16 protein-coding genes are annotated in these 15311 nt (G+C 61.8%); 3 read left to right on the plus strand and 13 right to left on the minus strand.

Annotation, left to right across the window (positions count from 1 at the left end):
- Window positions 1-36: 36 nt before the first annotated feature.
- The 5 genes from QCE73_RS16410 to QCE73_RS16430 form a co-directional block, all read right to left on the minus strand.
- Window positions 37-738 carry an ABC transporter ATP-binding protein gene (locus QCE73_RS16410; RefSeq protein ID WP_309882346.1) on the minus strand — a complete coding sequence of 234 codons (702 nt, stop codon included), beginning with the start codon at window positions 736-738 and terminating at the stop codon, window positions 37-39.
- The gene (locus QCE73_RS16415) at window positions 735-1502 is read right to left on the minus strand and encodes an ABC transporter ATP-binding protein (RefSeq protein WP_035498072.1); all 768 of its coding nucleotides are present in this window, start codon (window positions 1500-1502) and stop codon (window positions 735-737) included. Before QCE73_RS16415 ends, QCE73_RS16410 begins: the two co-directional genes overlap by 4 nt.
- Window positions 1499-2521 (minus strand): branched-chain amino acid ABC transporter permease, encoded by a 1023-nt coding sequence (locus tag QCE73_RS16420; protein ID WP_035498070.1) that lies wholly within the window; start codon window positions 2519-2521, stop codon window positions 1499-1501. The genes QCE73_RS16415 and QCE73_RS16420 overlap by 4 nt, the downstream gene beginning before the upstream one ends.
- On the minus strand, window positions 2518-3378 hold the full coding sequence (locus QCE73_RS16425; RefSeq protein WP_238211769.1) for a branched-chain amino acid ABC transporter permease: 861 nt from the start codon (window positions 3376-3378) through the stop codon (window positions 2518-2520). Before QCE73_RS16425 ends, QCE73_RS16420 begins: the two co-directional genes overlap by 4 nt.
- 83 nt (window positions 3379-3461) lie before the next feature.
- The gene (locus QCE73_RS16430; RefSeq protein WP_035498066.1) at window positions 3462-4670 is read right to left on the minus strand and encodes an ABC transporter substrate-binding protein; all 1209 of its coding nucleotides are present in this window, start codon (window positions 4668-4670) and stop codon (window positions 3462-3464) included.
- 213 nt (window positions 4671-4883) lie between these two features.
- Between QCE73_RS16430 and QCE73_RS16435 the strand changes: the two genes are divergently transcribed.
- The 3 genes from QCE73_RS16435 to QCE73_RS16445 all read left to right on the plus strand — a co-directional run bounded on the left by QCE73_RS16435 (window position 4884) and on the right by QCE73_RS16445 (window position 8074).
- The gene (locus QCE73_RS16435) at window positions 4884-5720 is read left to right on the plus strand and encodes a FadR/GntR family transcriptional regulator (RefSeq protein WP_309882349.1); all 837 of its coding nucleotides are present in this window, start codon (window positions 4884-4886) and stop codon (window positions 5718-5720) included.
- 263 nt (window positions 5721-5983) lie between these two features.
- Window positions 5984-7447: a beta-1,3-glucanase family protein gene (locus tag QCE73_RS16440; RefSeq protein ID WP_309882351.1), complete on the plus strand. Its 1464-nt coding sequence runs from the start codon at window positions 5984-5986 to the stop codon at window positions 7445-7447.
- 138 nt (window positions 7448-7585) lie between these two features.
- Complete coding sequence (locus QCE73_RS16445) at window positions 7586-8074, plus strand: Hcp family type VI secretion system effector (RefSeq protein ID WP_035498061.1); 489 nt, start codon at window positions 7586-7588, stop codon at window positions 8072-8074.
- 36 nt (window positions 8075-8110) lie between these two features.
- Here QCE73_RS16445 and QCE73_RS16450 read toward each other — a convergent pair whose 3' ends face one another.
- From QCE73_RS16450 to QCE73_RS16485, 8 genes are all read right to left on the minus strand, one after another.
- On the minus strand, window positions 8111-9031 hold the full coding sequence (locus tag QCE73_RS16450) for an alpha/beta fold hydrolase (RefSeq protein ID WP_309882353.1): 921 nt from the start codon (window positions 9029-9031) through the stop codon (window positions 8111-8113).
- A gap of 17 nt (window positions 9032-9048) precedes the next feature.
- Window positions 9049-9579: a DUF2889 domain-containing protein gene (locus QCE73_RS16455; RefSeq protein WP_309882354.1), complete on the minus strand. Its 531-nt coding sequence runs from the start codon at window positions 9577-9579 to the stop codon at window positions 9049-9051.
- Entirely contained in the window at window positions 9576-10508 is a 933-nt protein-coding gene (locus QCE73_RS16460; RefSeq protein ID WP_309882355.1) for an FAD-binding protein, read from the minus strand. The genes QCE73_RS16455 and QCE73_RS16460 overlap by 4 nt, the downstream gene beginning before the upstream one ends.
- Window positions 10508-11257 (minus strand): electron transfer flavoprotein subunit beta/FixA family protein, encoded by a 750-nt coding sequence (locus QCE73_RS16465; RefSeq protein WP_309882357.1) that lies wholly within the window; start codon window positions 11255-11257, stop codon window positions 10508-10510. The genes QCE73_RS16460 and QCE73_RS16465 overlap by 1 nt, the downstream gene beginning before the upstream one ends.
- A gap of 24 nt (window positions 11258-11281) precedes the next feature.
- Complete coding sequence (locus tag QCE73_RS16470) at window positions 11282-12091, minus strand: CoA ester lyase (RefSeq protein WP_309882359.1); 810 nt, start codon at window positions 12089-12091, stop codon at window positions 11282-11284.
- Window positions 12092-12110: 19 nt separating this feature from the next.
- Window positions 12111-12860 (minus strand): GntR family transcriptional regulator, encoded by a 750-nt coding sequence (locus QCE73_RS16475; protein WP_309883133.1) that lies wholly within the window; start codon window positions 12858-12860, stop codon window positions 12111-12113.
- A gap of 71 nt (window positions 12861-12931) precedes the next feature.
- Window positions 12932-14122, minus strand: a complete 1191-nt coding sequence (locus QCE73_RS16480; protein ID WP_309882361.1) for a CoA transferase — start codon at window positions 14120-14122, stop codon at window positions 12932-12934.
- Window positions 14119-15303: an acyl-CoA dehydrogenase family protein gene (locus QCE73_RS16485; protein ID WP_309882363.1), complete on the minus strand. Its 1185-nt coding sequence runs from the start codon at window positions 15301-15303 to the stop codon at window positions 14119-14121. Before QCE73_RS16485 ends, QCE73_RS16480 begins: the two co-directional genes overlap by 4 nt.
- Window positions 15304-15311: the final 8 nt, after the last annotated feature.

The following is a 15311-nucleotide window of genomic DNA, read 5'->3' on the forward strand; positions in this document are numbered from 1 at the left end:
GCAGAGTTCCTGAGCTGAGTGTTGCTGATACGACCTTCAGACGACGCCAACGCCGAGATAACGATCCTTGATCGATTCATCGGCGATGAACGCATCATTCGCGCCTTCGTACACGATGCGCCCCTGCTCGATGATGTAGTGACGATCGGCGAGCTGCGTGCACACTTCGAGGTTCTGTTCGACGAGAAGAATCGCCACGCCCGCTTTGCGGATCAGCTTCAGTTGCGCGACGATTTCCTCGACGATCACCGGCGCGAGTCCTTCCACCGGCTCGTCGAGCATCAGCAGACGCGGATGATTCATCAGCGCACGTCCGATCGCGAGCATTTGCTGTTCGCCGCCGGAAAGCTGGCCGCCGCCGTTCGTGCGCCGCTCGTGCAAACGCGGAAAGATGCGATAGATGTCCGCAAGCTGCCACGGCGAGTCCTTGCGCGCGCCAAGGCGCAAGTTCTCTTCCACCGATAACAGCCTGAAGATGCCGCGATGCTCCGGCACGAAGCACACGCCGCGCGCAGCGATCTTGTGAGGCGGCAGCTTCGAAAGCTCGGCTCCCTTGAATTTCACGCTGCCCTGCTCCGCCGTCACGACGCCCGCGATGCTCTTGAGCGTCGTCGATTTGCCCGCGCCATTGCGCCCGAGCAGAGTAACGGTTTCGCCGTCGCCTATCTTCAGCGAAACGCCTTGCAGGATATGGCTCTTGCCGTAATAGCCGTGGATGTTATCGACATCGAGCATCATGCGCGGCCTCCGGTGATCATGTTGCCGAGATAGGCGCTGCGCACGCGCTCGTCGCCACGAATATCGGCGGGCTTGCCTTCGACGAGCACGCGGCCTTGCTGCATCACCGTGATCGTGTCCGAGATGTCCATCACGATATCCATGTTGTGCTCGATCAGAACGACCGTGTAGTCCTCGCGCAGACTGCGGATCAGATGCTTCATGTCGTCGAGATCGTCGATGCCCATGCCCGAGGTCGGCTCGTCGAGAAAGATCGCCTTCGGCCGTGCGGCGAGCGCCATGCCTACTTCGAGGCGTCGTTGCTGACCATGCGACAGCGCGCTTGCCTGCGTCGATGCGAAGCGTTGCAGCGCGAGGCGCTCCAGAATGCCATCGACTGTATCGCGATGTTCGAGCGCGCCACGCGGCGGCGTCCATGCATCGAGCGCGCGCTTCGAATCCACGCCTTGCGCGGCGAGCCGCAGATTCTCGCGCACCGGGAGATTCGCAAACAGGCTCGTCACCTGAAACGAACGCGCAATGCCGCGCTTCACGCGCCGGTGATCGGGCTCGTGCGTCACATCGTGACCATCGAACACGATACTGCCCGCGGTGATCGGCACCGTGCCCGTCAGCACATGAAAGAGCGTGGTCTTGCCCGCGCCGTTCGGGCCGATGACGGAATGCACCGTGTTCCTTGCGATGCGCAGATGCACATCGGTGAGTGCCGCGAACTTGCCATAGCGTTTCGCGACGCCCTTCGCTTCCAGTATCGACACGCTCATGCCGGCTCTCCCCGATCGCGCTTCACCATGCGCCAGATACGTTCTCCCAGTCCCCACAAACCGCGCTGCATGAAGAGGCTCACCGCGATCAGCACGAGACCGAGCAACAGCAGCCAGCGCGGCCAGAGCGTCGACAGCCAGTCGGCGAAGAGCACATAGAACGCCGCGCCGAGCACGGAGGAAAAGAGATTGCCCGTGCCGCCGATCACCGTCATCACGAGAATCATCTCGCTCGTGTGATAGTCGATGTTCGATAGCGGCGCGATACCCGTCATCATCGCGTGCAGTGCGCCGGCGAGCCCCGTGACCGCGCCCGATACCACGAACGCCACGAGCTTGAAGCGCCTCACGTCGTAACCAACGGCAGCGGCGCGCGCTTCGTTGTCGCGGATCGCGAGCAAGGTGCGGCCGAAGACCGAATGCGACACGCGCAGCATCAGCCAGAACGCGATCAGGAACAGCACCGCCACGAACGCGTAGTACTGCCACGGCGATGCGATCGATACGAGCGGCTGACCGAAGATCGACAAGGCGGGACGCGGAATATCGAGCAGGCCGTTGTCGCCGCCGGTGAGATCGGGCGTCGTGTACGCAAGAAAGTAGAACATCTGCCCGAATGCCAGCGTGAGCATCACGAAGTACGCGCCGCGCTGACGGATCGAGAACCATCCTACGATGGCCGCCGCGACCGCACCCGTCACGATCGCACCGAGCAACGCGACCGGTACTTGCAGTCCTGACTTCGTGAGTATCAGACCGGCGCTATAACTGCCGAGGCCGAAGAAGATGCCTTGCCCGAAGGACAGCAGGCCCGTATGCCCGAGCAGCAGATTGCAGCCGAGCGCGGCGAGCGCATAGACGAGCACTTCGGTGGCGAGCGATCCGGAACGCATCGTCATCGGCAGGATGCAGACGACGATCGCCGCGAGCACCAGGAACCGATAGCGATGCAGCGAATGCCTGAGGGATCGTTGGGGCACGCTCACGTCCAATGTATTCGAATCGAGCTTGGAATTCACGCGGTCCTCCCGAGCAATCCGTTCGGACGCAGCAGGAGCACCGCCGCCATCGCGACATAGATCATGAGACGCGCGCCTTCGGGCCATAGCGTGCTCATCACGCTTTGCACGATGCCGACCAGCAATCCGCCGACGAGCGCACCGAGAAAGTTGCCCATGCCGCCCACCACGACGACCACGAACGCAACGCCGAGCGCCTCGATGCCCATGAATGGATCGACGCCGCGTATCGGCGCGGCGAGCACGCCCGCCAGCGCCGCCGTGCCTGCGCCGAGCGCGAACACGAGACTGAAGATGCGCGTCACGTTGATGCCGAGCAGCGACACCATCTCGCTCGATTCACTGCCCGCGCGCACTGCGCTGCCGAGGCGCGTGCCTTCGAGCACCCACCACAAAACGCCCGCCAGCACGGCCGTGAACGCGATCACGAAGAGGCGGTACTTCGGGTAGATGAAGCTGCCCCACATCACGACGCCGTTCAGGATGTCGGGCACGGCGACGTTATCGCCGAGCGGTCCCCACACGATGATCGCGCACTCCTGTATCACGAGCGCGAGACCGACCGTCGCGAGAATATGGAACTCATGCTGTTGCGCATAGACATGCCGCAGCACGAGTTTCTCGACGATCCACGCGCACGCGCCGACGACGATGGGCACGATGACGAGCGCGGCCCAAAAGCTCATCGACCACTGCATCGCCTGATAGCAGAAATACGCGCCCAACAGATAGAACGCGCCATGGGCGAAGTTCACGAAGCGCAGCAGCCCGAACACGATCGACAAACCGACCGCGAGCAGAAAATACAGCATGCCCACGCCGATGCCGTTCACGACCTGCAACAGATAAACGTTCATGGCCTTGCATCAGAAAGGTGTCGGCGCGAATGCAGGTCTTGCCCGCATTCGCGTGAGAATGACCTGGTCAGTACATCACGCGATCAGGCAAGCTTGCACTGCGTCTTGTCGAGCGGCAGGAACGATTGCCCCGAACTCACGATGTCGGCGTAATCGTCCTTGTCTTTCATCTTGCTCTTGGGCTTGCCCTTCAGCAGATAGTAATTCTTCAGCACCTGATGATCGCCCGCGCGAATCTCTTCGGGACCGGTCAGGCCCGCGTACTTCATACCCTGGAGCGCGGCGATGACTTTCTTCGGATCGGCGGTGCCCGCCTTCACGATGCCATCGAGCAAAATCTTCGTGCAGATATACGATCCGGCGAGGCTGTAGTTCGGGTTCGACTTATAAGCCGCGCTCACGCGCTTGACGAGATCGTGGTTGAGCGGTGCGTCGATCGCGTGCCAGTATTGCGCGCCGAAATACACGCCCTCGCAGATATCCGGCCCGAGCGCTTCGAACTGCTCCAGACCGGACGCCCATGCCATCAGGATCGTGCAGTTGTTCTTCATGCCGAAGCTCACGGCCTGACGCAACGTGTCCGACGATTGCGAGCCGAAGTTGAGGATGAGAAGAACGTCGGGCTTGGCCGCGACCGCATTGGTCAGATAGCCGCTGAATTCCTTTTCATTGAGCGAGTGATAGCTGTTGCCCACATGCTCGATGCCCTTCTCCTTGAAGATGTTCTTCGCCGCGGACAAGAGGCCGTCGCCGAACACATATTGCGGCGTGATCGTGTACCAGCGCTTCGCCTTGGGCATCGATTCGATCAGCGGGCGCACGGTCTGCTCGATCGCACCGAAAGTCGGCACCGACCAGCGGAACGTCGCGCTGTTGCAGTCCTTGCCGGTGAGTTCATCCGCGCCTGCCGTCGTGATGAAAATGCCGTCGGCCTTCTCGGCTTCCTTGCCCATCGCGAGCGCTTCCGAAGAAAGAATGCCGCCCGCGAAATAGCGCGCGTTCTTTTGCTGCGCGATTTCCTGCACGCGCCGAACGGCGGTTGCGGGTTTTCCCTCGGTATCGAGCGTCGTGTAGGCGAGCGGCTGGCCGAGCACCTTGCCGTATTGATCGATCGCGAGCTTCATGCCGAGATCGGCGTACTTGCCGTTCGCCGCAAACGGACCGGACATGGGCACCGGGCACGCAAACTGGATCGGCGAGCCCTGCGCGAAGGCGCTTCTTGCGACGAGCGCTTCGAACGATCCCGGAATGGCCGACAGCGCGGCCAGCTTCAACATGTTTCGGCGATTCAAAATTGACGCTCCTTGAGAAGATGACCCGCGCAGCCGCTACGCTTTATTTTCGTGGTAGCTTCAAGCCTCGGCCCGGTTCATTCTATTTATCATGATAAATAGAATGAACCTGATGCTAGGAACAATAAATTCGCGTGTCAATAAGGCAAAATTCCAAGTCCGACGAGCGGGCCGTGCGCGCGTATAAATCAGACAAAGACAGGGAGCATCGACATGGTGATGGAGCGTGCAAAACGCGCGGGCGCGGCAATCGAGATCGCGCAGCAACCGATCAAGCAGCCAAAGCGCGCCGACCTGGTCGCGGAGGAGATCAAACGGCTGATCACGGAAAAGAACCTCAAGCCCGGCGACAAGCTGCCGCGCGAGGTCGAGTTGCAGCAGCTCTTTTCCGTGAGCAAGAGCACGACGCGCGAGGCGCTCAAGTCGCTCGAAGTGCAAGGGCTCATCAAGGTGACGACAGGGCCTTCGGGCGGCGGCACGATCGTCGAGGTGCCGCTCGATCGCACCTTGCAGTTGCTGCAGAACTATCTGTTCTTCAAGGACGTGACCATCGACGACATCTACACGGTGCGTCAGTTGCTTGAACCCGAACTTGCGGCGGGCGCGGTGCCGCATCTCACCGACGAGGATTTCGCGGCGCTGGAAACGAACATCGCATGTTGCGACGAACCTGCTTCGAAGCATGCGGATCGCGATATCGTGCGGCAACGACAGGAGGACGTGAACTTCCACGACATTCTCGCCGCGGCGAACCCCAATCCCTTTTTGCGCTTCACGTGCGAGCTCATCAACGAGATGATCCGGCAGCTCATCGAGTTCAGGAACGACACGCCGCCGGCCGAGCATGAGCGCTTCGGCCGCGCGAATGTGAAGATCCATAAGGCGATCACGGAAGCGGCGCGCGCACGGGATGCGGACAAGGTGCGCGAACTGATGGTGATCCATATGACCGAGGCGCCGCGTTATGTGAAGCGCATGAAGGGCAAGTTGCGCGGGCGGCTGATTCTCGACTCGGAGATTCGCAAGCGCACGGGCGGACGCGGCAGTTGATCGTGGAGGTCCGCCAGAGATCTAAAGGGACCAGCCCGAGGTCCAGCGAAACTATTCCCGAATCTCCCATCTTCAGCGCCGTCGTGATGAACCGCCCAATAGCATTGGACGCCGCTTAGCCTCAAGCCATCGCCTTCGCTTGCCGATAACCCGATCAGTTCCCGAACCCTGCGTTGTGCCAGGAAGCCCTCGCACGCGTATCCCCTGGCGCGGGCTATCTACCCTGCCGCCTTTAACCGTATGCTCCGACGAAGGACCCGAAGATGACGACCAAATCCATCAGCCGACGCACTTTTCTTCTCGGCATGGGGGCATCGGGCCTCCTCGCGGCATGCGGCGGCGGTTCGGGTTCGAATCCGGCATCGGGATCCGCGGCGGCGTCGTCCGGTCCTGCCTCCCCGTCCGGGCCGCAGGCAGGAGGCGCGCAATCCACCGCGAAGACGCCACTGACGCTCGATCTCACGCAGACCGATCTGCCGGCCGGTACGGCCGTTTATGCCTATGTGATCGGCGAGACGAGTCTCACCTCCGGCGTGACGCAGTACTGGGTGGACTCGACCGGCACACCCCACGTGATGAGCGCCGCCGACAACACGATCGCCGCGAAGACGTTCCCCGGCTCGTCCGCGTTGCCCGGCAGCGAAGCCGCGGCGCTTGCACAAACGTATCCGCTCGCATGGGCCGATTACAGCATTCCGCTCACGGTCGGTTCGAGCTTCGTACTGGATCTGTCGAAGCTCAACGCATCGAGCATTCCGGGTCTGGGCACCGGCACGGCGGCGTTCAGCGGCCGCATTTATCTGTCCGTCGGTGTGCCGAAACTGCCGTTCACGGCGCTCAGCAGCAGCGCATACACGGCCCCTGTGACCGTCGACGGTCCCGGCTCACTTACCTTGTTCGACTGGATCGAATTTTCCTTCGACAGCGAAGGCAATTTCAACGGCAACACCACGCAGGTCGATCAGTTCGGCTTTCCGCTGTTGCTCGCCGGCACGCCGGGCGGCGCGCAGCAAGGTCAGTACGATTCGTCGCGTCCGGCTATCCTCGATGCGGTGTCGAAGCTGCCCGCCGCGTTCTACCTGCCGCAGAGCGTGTCCGCGCCGTCCGCGTTTCCGGCGGGACTCGCGGTCAATGGCAGCGTCACCTTGCGCGCGCTGTCGCCCAAGAGCATCTCGGCGCAGAACCGGTACAGCGGCTCGCTGCTGACGTATTTCGATCAGACCATCGAGAACTGGTATCAGACGTGGACCGCCACGCCGCTGTCGGTCACCGATCTCGCGACGGGCACCTACACCGGCATCGTGCAATCCGGTGTCGGCCTGACCTTCTACGCCGGTTCGACGGCGAGCGGCACGGCGGCGTTCACGGTCGGCGGCGCGGGCACGCCCGGCATCTCCAGCTATGACGTCTGGCAGTGCGCAAACAGCCTCGCGACCGGCAGCGACGCGGCCAAGAACGTGCAGAAGATGCTGGCCGCCGCGTTCAACCGAGGCGTGATGTCGAACACGCTCGCCGATGCGACCTGCAAGAACGATGCAGCCAGCTTCTATCAGATCGCGAACCCGAACACGCTCGTCTTCAATCCGTGGGCGCAGTTGTTCCATCGACTGAGCAGCAACTCGCTCGCCTATGCCTTCCCGTACGACGACGTGTGCGACCAGAATCCGTCGATCGGACTGACGGCGACGCAGTCGGTCACGATCACGCTCGGAAAGTTCTTCAGCTGAATTTCGGCAAAGTGGGATGAGGCTCATGTTTCATTCGTAACCTGAGCCCGTTTTTCTGAAACGCAGCGGTAACGGCGCGTGCACAGAATACATCTCATGCGCTAAACGAAACGCGCCAAACAAACCGGAGAACAAATCATGCCGATGCCGTGCTACCTCACCCTCGAAGGTCAGAATCAAGGCAAGATCGAAGGCTCGAACAAAGTCCAGGGCCACGAAGGAAAGATTCTCGTCCAGGCCGTCGATCACACCATCGAAATTCCGAAGAGCCCGCAAACGGGCCTGCCCACCGGCAAGCGCGTGCATGGCGCGATGACGATCACGAAGGAAATCGACAAGTCCTCGCCCAAGCTGTTTCAGGCGCTGACCTCGGGCGAGCAGATGAAGGACGTGTCGCTGGAGTTCTATCGCATCTCGCCGAAGGGCACGGAAGAGAAGTACTACACCGTGAAGCTGTCGAACGCGATTCTGACGAACATGAAGTCGTGGACGCCGAACGCGCTGGACCCGAACAACAAGCAAATGGGCCACATGGAAGACCTCGCGTTCACATACGAGAAGATCACGTGGACCTACGAACCGGACGGTATCGAAGCCGAGGATTCGTGGCTCGCGCCGAAGGCCTGATTTCGAGTTGATCGGTGCACAGTGGTTCCGCTCTGGTTACGGCTTCATCGACACCAGAGGAGAAAGGAACTGCTCGACGTGCGGCAACCAGATAGGAATGGAATCGGTGACGGCGAACATCCCGTGACCGTTCCTTCCAAAAGGCGGCTCGACGATCATCTCTCCCTGACCGCCCGCCGCCTGAAACGCGGCGTACCAGGTCGCCACGATCTCGGGCGAAAAGTACATATCGTTTTCGACATAGTGCCAAAGCACCGGCGCTTTTATCGTCGATGAAAAATGCCGGATCGCGTCGGCCATCTGTTGCGGGCCGCAAGGTACGCCCGGATGTTTCGCCGGGTCGCCACCGCGACCACCCGAGAAGTTCACGACCGCGACCAGCCCCTTCGGGGCATAGCTCGCCGCTGCAAGCGACGCGAATCCGCCTGCCGACTGACCGACCAGAACGACGTGATCCCTATCGATCTGGGGCAACGTCGCGGCATAGGCGACGGCTGCGAGCACATCCTGCGCCGACTCCTTGCCTGCCTGGATATAGTCGGGGTTCTTGCATGATCCGAAGCCCTCTTCATAAGTCCCGCCCGTAGCGCCGAAGCCCCGGCGAATCGGCACGATGACTGCAAAGCCGTGCTGGACGAATGTCCGGATTTGCGGCAATTCACGGTAGCGGCCGACCTTCGGACGGTCCCTCGGATCAGGCGGACTGCCGTGGCTCAATACGATCAACGGAAAAGGTCCATCGCCGTCGGGCATGTAGGTGGTCGCGACGATGTCGCGTTCGTGTTCGCCGAAGAGCCCGTGCTCGATCACCGGCACCTTGACGACAGTTTCGTGCAGATCGGTAGCGCGTGTGTCCATGTCGTCACCAGCCAATGCGACGCCGGCGATACCCCAGATCGATGCGCCCAACGTCATCGACCACGCCAGCCGGATCAGAATCCCTTTTCGACGATTCATCGCGGTCATACCAAGGCTCAGACGCGCGGTCGCGCCCGGTACCACTTCGGATGAAATGCTTCGACCAGCGGGCCGTCGCTACGCAGCGCATGACAACCGTCGATTTGAAACGGCCGCGTGGCGCCGCTCGCGTTGATCTCTTCGCTCATGGTCTGGAACGCGGCCGTCGCCACTGCGCCGATCAGCTCCGTCAGATGCGTGCAGCCCTGAACGCCACCGAACAGGCTTCTGATCTCGCGCATGAAACCCGGCGCGAGTGTCATGCCTTGCAGCTTCCGATACTCCGGCGCGATCGAGTCGCAATGGCCGACATAGGGCACCGTAATCGACTCGGCATGCGCATCGCGAATCACGAAGTCGACGCCTATCGTAATGCACAGCATCATTTCGTGTACCGGATCGCCTGCCTTGACCACCACGCCATGCGATGCACGGTCGTATGACTTCGTATCGCGCAGACGGCCTTCGATGTCGTAGAGACCGTCGGCGCGTTTGAAGCCTTGAAGTGTGATCTGCCGCGTGTGCAGCGGCACGCGATCCGTCGTCACAGCGTGCTCGCGAGTTCCGGTACGACCGTGAAGAGATCGCCGACGAGACCGTAATCGGCCACGCTGAAGATCGGCGCTTCCGGGTCTTTGTTTATCGCGACGATGACCTTCGAATCCTTCATGCCGGCCAAGTGCTGAATCGCGCCCGAGATACCGACCGCCACGTACAGTTGCGGCGCGACGATCTTGCCGGTTTGACCGACCTGATAATCGTTCGGGACATAGCCAGCATCGACTGCCGCGCGCGATGCGCCCAGCGCCGCATTGAGTTTGTCCGCGAGCGGTTCGAGCGTTTTCGTATAGTTCTCGCCGCTGCCGAGGCCGCGTCCGCCCGACACGATGATATTTGCACTCGTCAGTTCCGGACGATCGAGCTTCGTCACTTCACGGCTCACGAACTGCGAGATGCCTGCATCGGCCGCGGCTTCGATCTTTTCAATCGCAGCACTGCCGCCTTCCGCTGCAACCGGATCGAAGCCCGTCGCGCGCACCGTGACGACTTTGATCGGATCGCTCGATTGAACCGTCGCAATCGCATTGCCCGCGTAGATCGGGCGCTCGAAGGTATCGGCGCTATCGACGGCGGTGATATCGCTGATCTGCGCGACATCCAGATGCGCGGCGATGCGCGGCGCGATGTTCTTACCGTAAGCCGTCGCTGGCGCGAAGATATGCGAATAGTCCTTCGCGATGTTCAATACCGTCGCTTCGACGTTTTCCGCGAGGCCATCGGCGAGTTGAGGCGCATCGGCGAGCAGCACTTTCGAAACGCCCGCGATCTTCGCCGCCGCATCCGCCGCGCCTCGCGCGTTCGAACCCGCGATCAGCACATGCACATCGCCACCGATCTTCAACGCAGCCGCAATCGTGTTCAGCGTCGCTGCCTTGATCGATGCGTTGTCGTGTTCCGCAATAACGAGAGTCGTCATCAGATTACCTTCGCTTCGTTCTTCAGTTTCTCGACCAGCGTCTTCACGTCCGGCACCGTAATGCCCGCGCTGCGCCTCGGCGGCTCGACAACTTTCAATGTCTTCAGACGCGGCGTAACATCGACGCCCAGATCGGCGGGCTTCACCGTCGACAAAGGCTTCTTCTTCGCTTTCATGATGTTCGGCAACGTCACGTAGCGCGGTTCGTTCAGGCGCAAATCAGTCGTGACCACTGCGGGGAGTTGCAAAGAAAGCGTTTCCGCGCCGCCATCGACTTCACGCGATACAGTCGCCTTGCCGTCCGCGACTACGACCTTGGATGCGAACGTCGCCTGCGGCAGACCTGCCAATGCAGCAAGCATCTGACCGGTCTGATTCGAATCGTCGTCGATAGCCTGCTTGCCGAGAATGACGAGTTCGGGCTTCTCCTGATCGACCAGCGCCTTCAACAACTTCGCGACGGCCAAAGGCTGCAAGTCCTCCGACGTTTCCACCAGCACAGCCCGATCCGCGCCAATGGCAAGCGCAGTACGCAACGTCTCCTGACACTGCGTCACCCCGCACGACACCGCGATAACTTCCGTCGCCACACCCGCTTCCCTCAACCGCACCGCTTCTTCAACAGCGATCTCATCGAACGGATTCATCGACATCTTCACGTTGGCGATATCGACGCCCGTGTTATCCGACTTCACCCGGACCTTGACGTTGTAATCGACCACACGCTTGACCGGCACCAGAACCTTCATTCCTCTTATCTCCTCATGTCCGCTTCACGCGGCCTGAATTCGTCGGGCGCGATCGACGATCGGCTTGTCGACGAGTTTTCCGTCCACCGAAATCGCGCCGCGCGGATTGGCTTCGAGCGCGGCCAGAACACGCGCCGCCCATTCGCGTTCCGCGCCGCTCGGCGCGAAACCCGTGTTCACCGAATCGACCTGCTTCGGATGGATGCACAACTTGCCGCCGAAACCGAAACGGCGCGCATCGAGCACATCGGCGTTGATCGCATCGATATCGCCGGTGGCGAGCGTCACGCCGTCTACCGGCGGCGGCAGTCCCGCAAAGCGCGACTCGATGACGAACTGCGAGCGCACGTAATCCAGCTCGCGCCCGGTGCCATCGATGCCCGCGTCCACGCCGAAATCGAACGAACCGAAGGCGAGCCGCGCCACGCGTCCGCCCTGCGCGATCTCGCGCATACGGACCACGCCCGCGACGCTTTCCACCAGCGCGATCAGTTCGACGCCCTCGACACAGCGCGCCGCGATATCGGCGAGCTGCGCCGCATCCTCGGCCTTCGGCGCCATGACGGCGCGCACGCCAGCCGCGCGCACCATCGACACATCTTCCTCGTGCCACGGCGTGCCATAGGCATTCACGCGTATCACGACGCGCTCGCGCACCTCGGCCGATAGTGGCGACTGCAACCATTGCGCGATCTGCGTGCGAGCCTGCGCTTTCGCGTCGATGGCGACCGCATCCTCCAGATCGATGACGACGCGATGCGCCTCTGTCGCCAATGCCTTGTCGAAACGTTCCGGACGATCACCCGGAACGAACAGATAACTGCGTGCAATCATGCGCAATTCCTCGAATGCTTCAGGCGCCGCTCCAGCCGCGCTGGAACGTCTCCGAATAGCTGAAGCGGTCGGCGGGGTGGATGCTGACCGCCGCCTCGACGATCTCCCCGCGCTTGTTGAAATACCGGCGCGACAGCCACAGTGCGGGCGAACGCGCCTTCGCATTGACGAGGCGCGCGATGTCCGCGGGCAACGCCATCGCGCGAATCTCCTGCTCCACGCGTGCGATCTGCTCGCCGAACTGACGCTCGATCATCATGAAGATCGGCGTATGCGGCTCGTCCTCGATGCCCGTCAGCGAACGGAACGCGGGCTGTATATAGACTTCGGTATGACAGATCGGATCGGCACTCTCCGGCGAGCGCCGGATGCCTTCCAGACGCAGCCACGTTTCGCCGGGCTTCGCCTGCAACATCGCGCACAGCGAGGCATCGCTCACTTCGACGGTCTCCTTCTTCAGGACCTGAAGCGCGGTGTCCGCGGAATAGCGATGCAGGTCGCTCAGTTGCTGCATGACCTGCCGATAACTGCCTTCCGAATTCAGCGCCTTGACCGTGGTGCCGATGCCCGCCTGCCGCACCACCATGCCGAGTTGCACGAGCTGCTTGACCGCTTCGCGCACGGTCGAGCGGCTTGCGCCGAATTGCTCGCACAGTTCGAATTCGGTGGGAATGGTGGAGCCCACGGGAAAGCGTCCGTTCTGAATTTCGTTGATGAGCGTCTGCGCCAGTTGCAGATAACGCGGTTGCTGACCGAGCACGTTGACCATCTTTTGCACGCACGATGAGGGATTGACGGACGGACCCGCCATTCGCGCGACATCATCCGGTGCAAGCATCATCATTGCACCGCGCCGCTTTCGCGCAAATGAGCGATCCGTCCAGCATCGTAACCGAGTTCGGCCAGAAGCCTCGCGTTGTCCTGCCCGAGGTCGGGCGCGGCGCGTGCCGCCAGGGTCTCGTTCACGCGCACCGGCGCGGCCACGTTGCGGACCTTGCCGAAGCGCGGATGCTCCGCTTCCGTCACGCTCTGACGCTCCGCGACGAACGGATTGTCGAGCGCCTGCTTGACGTCGTAGACCGGCGCGGCGGGCACGCGGCCACCCAGGCGTTCGAGCCATTCGGCGGTCGTCGCGCGCGAGAGCGCCGCATCCAGTTCCTGTTCCACGAGATCGCGATTCGCGAGCCGCGCCTTGAAATTGCAGAAGCGTTCGTCGGTGATCCACGACGGCTTGTCGAGTATCTCGGCCAGCACGCCCCAGAACTTTTCCTTGTTGCACATCAGGAAAATCCAGCCATCCTTCGTCTTGTACAACTGGCTCGGCGTGAGCGACGGATGCGCCGAGCGACGGTCGCGTCCGGTCACCGTGCCGCCGTTCAGATACCACGTGCCGACATACGCGAGGTTATGCAGCGCGACATCGAAGAGGCTCGTGTCCATGTCGCGGCCGATGCCCGTCGTGCGCGCCTGCACGAGACCCGCGAGCAGCGCCATCGCGGCCGTGGTCCCGGTCATCAGATCGATGATCGAGAGGCCGAAGCGCGCAGGCGGCGCGTCGGGCTCGCCGGTCACGGACAGATACCCCGCTTCCGCCTGCATCAGATAATCGTAGCCGGGCCACGATGCGCGGCTGCCGGTGCGTCCATACGCGGAAAGATGCGCGCAGACGATCGCCGGATTCGCGTCCTTCAACTGGTCGTAGGTGAGACCCAGTTTCACAGGCAGATCGCCGCGCAGATTGTTGAAGACCGCATCGCTCGTCTTCACGAGATCGAGCAGCACTTCACGCCCCTCGGGCTTCTTCAGATCGAGCGTCAGGCTGCACTTGTTGCGATTGAACGCCTCGAAGAAATGGCTGTCGCCCTCGCCGAAGAAATAAGGACCCACGTTGCGGCCGACATCGCCGCCTTCGCGGAAGTTCTCGATCTTGATGACTTCCGCGCCGAGATCGGCGAGATGCTGCGTCGCGAACGGACCCGCACCGTATTGTTCGATGGCGACGATACGTACGCCGGAAAGAGGCAGGCTCATGCAGGGTTCCTCGCAATCAGCATCTTGGCGATGATCAGGCGTTGCATCTCGTTGGTGCCCTCGCCGATGGTCAGGAGCGGCGCATCGCGATACAGCCGCTCCACGTTGTATTCCTTCGAATAGCCATATGCGCCGTGGATGCGCATGGCTTCCATGCTGTTCTCGACAGCCGCTTCGGTCGCGAAGTACTTCGCCATGCCCGCTTCCATGTCGCAGCGCAGGCCTTTGTCGTACGCGCGCGCGGCCGAGTCGGTCAGAAGGCGCGCGGCTTCCACGCGCGTCGCCATTTCGCCGAGCTTGAGCGCGATCGCCTGATGCTCGCAGATGGGCTTGCCGAAGGTCTTGCGCTGCTGCGAATACGCGACCGCTTCATCGAGCGCGGCCTGCGCGACGCCGACGCCGCGTGCCGCCACGTTGATGCGGCCGAGTTCCAGACCGCTCAGAATTTGCTTGAGCCCGAGCCCTTCCTGACCGCCGATCACGCGCGACACCGGCACGCGAAAATCGGTGAACGTGAGCTCGCAGGTATCGATGCCCTTGTAGCCGAGCTTCTGCAACTGGCGGCTCACTTCGTAACCCGGTCCTTTCTCGACGATCAACAGGCTCATGCCTTTATGACGCGGCTGTGCGTCCGGATCGGTCTTGACGAGCAGCGCGAGCACGTTGCCGTACTTGCTGTTCGTGATCCATGTCTTGTTGCCATTGACGACATACTCGTCGCCATCGCGGCGCGCGACGGTGCGGATCGCCTGAAGGTCCGTGCCGCAATCCGGCTCGGTCAGGCCGATGCCGCCGCGCAGTTCGCCCGTCGCCATGCGCGGCAGGAACTCGCGTTTCTGGTCTTCGGTGCCGTTGCGCTGGATCGTCATCGCCATGATGAGGTGCGAGTTGATGATGCCGCTCACCGACATCCACACCGCCGAAATGCGATCGACGATCTTCGCGTAGGTCGCCGTCGTCAGACCGAGACCGCCGTACTCGGGCGAGATCAGGCAACCGAACAGCCCCATGTCCTTCATCTTCTCGACGATCTCGTGCGGATACTCGTCCTTCGCGTCGAGTTCGTGCACATACGGTTTGACTTCCGTCTTGAGGAAGCGGTCGAGCATGTCGAGAATGAGCGTCTCGTTCTCTGCGTAGTCGCTCATGTCCTGCTGTTGATCGGTGTCGATGGTAGCCATTGCTTCTC

Origin of the sequence: Caballeronia sp. LZ029 (assembly GCF_031451275.1) — a bacterium.
GTDB classification, from domain to species: domain Bacteria; phylum Pseudomonadota; class Gammaproteobacteria; order Burkholderiales; family Burkholderiaceae; genus Caballeronia; species Caballeronia jiangsuensis.

Excerpts from the sequence above, each read along its gene's own strand:
- QCE73_RS16460 (WP_309882355.1), bottom strand. The coding sequence starts at position 10,508 with ATGACGACTCTCGTTATTGCGGAACACGACAACGCATCGATCAAGGCA.
- QCE73_RS16485 (WP_309882363.1), bottom strand. The coding sequence starts at position 15,303 with ATGGCTACCATCGACACCGATCAACAGCAGGACATGAGCGACTACGCA.
- QCE73_RS16440 (WP_309882351.1), top strand. The coding sequence starts at position 5,984 with ATGACGACCAAATCCATCAGCCGACGCACTTTTCTTCTCGGCATGGGG.
- QCE73_RS16415 (WP_035498072.1), bottom strand. The coding sequence starts at position 1,502 with ATGAGCGTGTCGATACTGGAAGCGAAGGGCGTCGCGAAACGCTATGGC.
- QCE73_RS16480 (WP_309882361.1), bottom strand. The coding sequence starts at position 14,122 with ATGAGCCTGCCTCTTTCCGGCGTACGTATCGTCGCCATCGAACAATAC.
- QCE73_RS16445 (WP_035498061.1), top strand. The coding sequence starts at position 7,586 with ATGCCGATGCCGTGCTACCTCACCCTCGAAGGTCAGAATCAAGGCAAG.
- QCE73_RS16425 (WP_238211769.1), bottom strand. The coding sequence starts at position 3,378 with ATGAACGTTTATCTGTTGCAGGTCGTGAACGGCATCGGCGTGGGCATG.
- QCE73_RS16450 (WP_309882353.1), bottom strand. The coding sequence starts at position 9,031 with ATGAATCGTCGAAAAGGGATTCTGATCCGGCTGGCGTGGTCGATGACG.
- QCE73_RS16465 (WP_309882357.1), bottom strand. The coding sequence starts at position 11,257 with ATGAAGGTTCTGGTGCCGGTCAAGCGTGTGGTCGATTACAACGTCAAG.
- QCE73_RS16435 (WP_309882349.1), top strand. The coding sequence starts at position 4,884 with ATGGTGATGGAGCGTGCAAAACGCGCGGGCGCGGCAATCGAGATCGCG.
- QCE73_RS16470 (WP_309882359.1), bottom strand. The coding sequence starts at position 12,091 with ATGATTGCACGCAGTTATCTGTTCGTTCCGGGTGATCGTCCGGAACGT.
- QCE73_RS16410 (WP_309882346.1), bottom strand. The coding sequence starts at position 738 with ATGATGCTCGATGTCGATAACATCCACGGCTATTACGGCAAGAGCCAT.
- QCE73_RS16475 (WP_309883133.1), bottom strand. The coding sequence starts at position 12,860 with ATGGTCAACGTGCTCGGTCAGCAACCGCGTTATCTGCAACTGGCGCAG.